Origin of the sequence: Ligilactobacillus hohenheimensis (assembly GCF_947381805.1) — a bacterium.
GTDB lineage: Bacteria > Bacillota > Bacilli > Lactobacillales > Lactobacillaceae > Ligilactobacillus > Ligilactobacillus hohenheimensis.
On record NZ_CANCXC010000010.1, the window covers coordinates 1 to 1,852 of the forward strand.

Annotated in this window: 1 protein-coding gene and 10 tRNA genes; all 11 read right to left on the bottom strand. The window is 46.2% G+C overall.

What is annotated here, in order from left to right; translation table 11 throughout:
- Positions 1-151 precede the first annotated feature (151 nt).
- The 11 genes from QOR60_RS06755 to QOR60_RS06805 all read right to left on the bottom strand — a co-directional run bounded on the left by QOR60_RS06755 (position 152) and on the right by QOR60_RS06805 (position 1,818).
- Positions 152-685 carry a helix-turn-helix domain-containing protein gene (locus QOR60_RS06755; RefSeq protein WP_283582605.1) on the bottom strand — a complete coding sequence of 178 codons (534 nt, stop codon included), beginning with the start codon at positions 683-685 and terminating at the stop codon, positions 152-154.
- Positions 686-901: 216 nt separating this feature from the next.
- A tRNA-Leu gene (locus QOR60_RS06760) sits at positions 902-985 on the bottom strand.
- 37 nt (positions 986-1,022) lie between these two features.
- Positions 1,023-1,093: transfer RNA gene (locus tag QOR60_RS06765), tRNA-Cys, on the bottom strand.
- A gap of 33 nt (positions 1,094-1,126) precedes the next feature.
- Positions 1,127-1,198: transfer RNA gene (locus QOR60_RS06770), tRNA-Gln, on the bottom strand.
- 8 nt (positions 1,199-1,206) lie between these two features.
- Positions 1,207-1,279, bottom strand: a tRNA-His gene (locus QOR60_RS06775).
- Between the two features lie 13 nt (positions 1,280-1,292).
- Positions 1,293-1,363 (bottom strand) — tRNA-Trp (locus QOR60_RS06780).
- Between the two features lie 4 nt (positions 1,364-1,367).
- Positions 1,368-1,450: transfer RNA gene (locus tag QOR60_RS06785), tRNA-Tyr, on the bottom strand.
- 1 nt (position 1,451) lies between these two features.
- Positions 1,452-1,527: transfer RNA gene (locus tag QOR60_RS06790), tRNA-Phe, on the bottom strand.
- 57 nt (positions 1,528-1,584) lie between these two features.
- Positions 1,585-1,657, bottom strand: a tRNA-Val gene (locus tag QOR60_RS06795).
- A gap of 4 nt (positions 1,658-1,661) precedes the next feature.
- Positions 1,662-1,733: transfer RNA gene (locus QOR60_RS06800), tRNA-Glu, on the bottom strand.
- A 12-nt stretch (positions 1,734-1,745) separates the two neighbouring features.
- Positions 1,746-1,818: transfer RNA gene (locus tag QOR60_RS06805), tRNA-Asn, on the bottom strand.
- Positions 1,819-1,852: the final 34 nt, after the last annotated feature.

Below are 1,852 nucleotides of genomic sequence, written 5' to 3' on the forward strand. Positions count from 1 at the left end.
TTCGCTTTGACGTATTTATCATGCGGATTGGCAATCCGTTTACGCTCGTCGTGATAAGTTGCCTTGGGCAACATAATAACCTTAAGTAGATCGCCAATCTTATAGCGTTGCTTCTTAGGTAGTGATGTTTGGTCGTCCCTGATCTGATCCACTATTTGCGTTTTCTTCCGGGCTTTGAGGGTCCGAACAGGGTCAGCGATTTTTTTAAGATGTCACGCTCCATTTTAGTTTCATAGAGTTCTTGGCTTTTCTTAGCCAATTCTTCTTTTAAGCGGTCAAGTTCGCTTTGATGTGCCGGCTGACGACGTTGTTTTTTAGAATGGTTCACTTTCGGTGGCCTACCTTTCGGTTGAGAATTCAAGGCAGTAATTCCTTCCCGTTCAAACCTTAAATGCCAGGCAGAAACTTGTGACGGCAAAATATCAAAGCGGGCCGCCACTTCAGTCGTCGAATCCTCATGAGTTTGGTAGTAGTTTATCACATTTAATTTGAAATCAGCAGTAAAATTCCGTTTATGCCGCCGCCGTTTGAGGGTATCAGGGCCATTCAACCGATATCGATGAATCCACCTAGCGATTTGATTTTTCCCAATATGGTATTTCTTACTTAAATCATTGGTACTTTGCGTAGTTGAAAGATATTCATGAACAATCTGCGCCTTTAATTCGGGATTATATTTGACCATACAAAAAGTGCCTCACAATCATTAGTTCTTTGTCTAACAATTGTAGGGCACTTCAATTACACTAAGTTGCTTTCCCAGGTGTGAGGTCATTTACTTATGTGTTTACTGTGTGTTTTCTGTGTGTTTATATCGATAATCATGTGTTTAAATACGATTAAATGCAAAACAAAAACGCTGATTTAACAGCGTCTCAGAGAGATATGAAAATCTCATTTATACCGGTGATCGGGGTCGAACCGATACGTCCTAATGGACATTGGATTTTGAGTCCAACGCGTCTGCCAATTCCGCCACACCGGCATAATAATAAAGAACAGTTAGCACCTTTAGGAACTAAAGGCGGTAACCGGATTTGAACCGGTGATAAAGGTTTTGCAGACCTCTGCCTTACCACTTGGCTATACCGCCATTAAGAACAGGTCACCAGGCCAATCCCCACGATTGGGGTAACTGGATTCGAACCAGTGCATGAAGGAGTCAAAGTCCTTTGCCTTACCACTTGGCCATACCCCAGTGACAAGGGCGGTAGGTGGGAATCGAACCCACGCGTCCCTGGGCCACAACCAGGTGCGTTAACCACTTCGCCACTACCGCCATAACAATATAACAGGGATAGTAGGAATTGAACCCACACCGACGGTTTTGGAGACCGTAGTTCTACCTTTAAACTATATCCCTATAATGGAGGGGAGAGGATTCGAACCTCCGAACCCGAAGGAGCGGATTTACGGTCCGCCGCGTTTAGCCAGACTTCGCTACCCCTCCATGGTGGCGCGGGACAGAATCGAACTGCCGACACACGGAGCTTCAATCCGTTGCTCTACCGACTGAGCTACCGAGCCACAATAGAAACGTTATATTGCTATTAAAATATACCATTGAACGGTTCTCCGTTCAAATGGAGGATACAGGGCTCGAACCTGTGACCTCCTGCTTGTAGGGCAGATGCTCTCCCAGCTGAGCTAATCCTCCATCATGACCCGTACGGGATTTGAACCCATGTTACCGCCGTGAAAGGGCGGTGTCTTAACCACTTGACCAACGGGTCATCAACATATCACTCCGGCAGGCGGACTCGAACCGTCGACAGCCTGATTAACAGTCAGGTGCTCTACCAACTGAGCTATGCCGGAATAAAAAGCACGGCGACGTCCTACCCTCACAGGG

Excerpts from the sequence above, each read along its gene's own strand:
- QOR60_RS06755 (WP_283582605.1), bottom strand. The coding sequence starts at position 685 with ATGGTCAAATATAATCCCGAATTAAAGGCGCAGATTGTTCATGAATAT.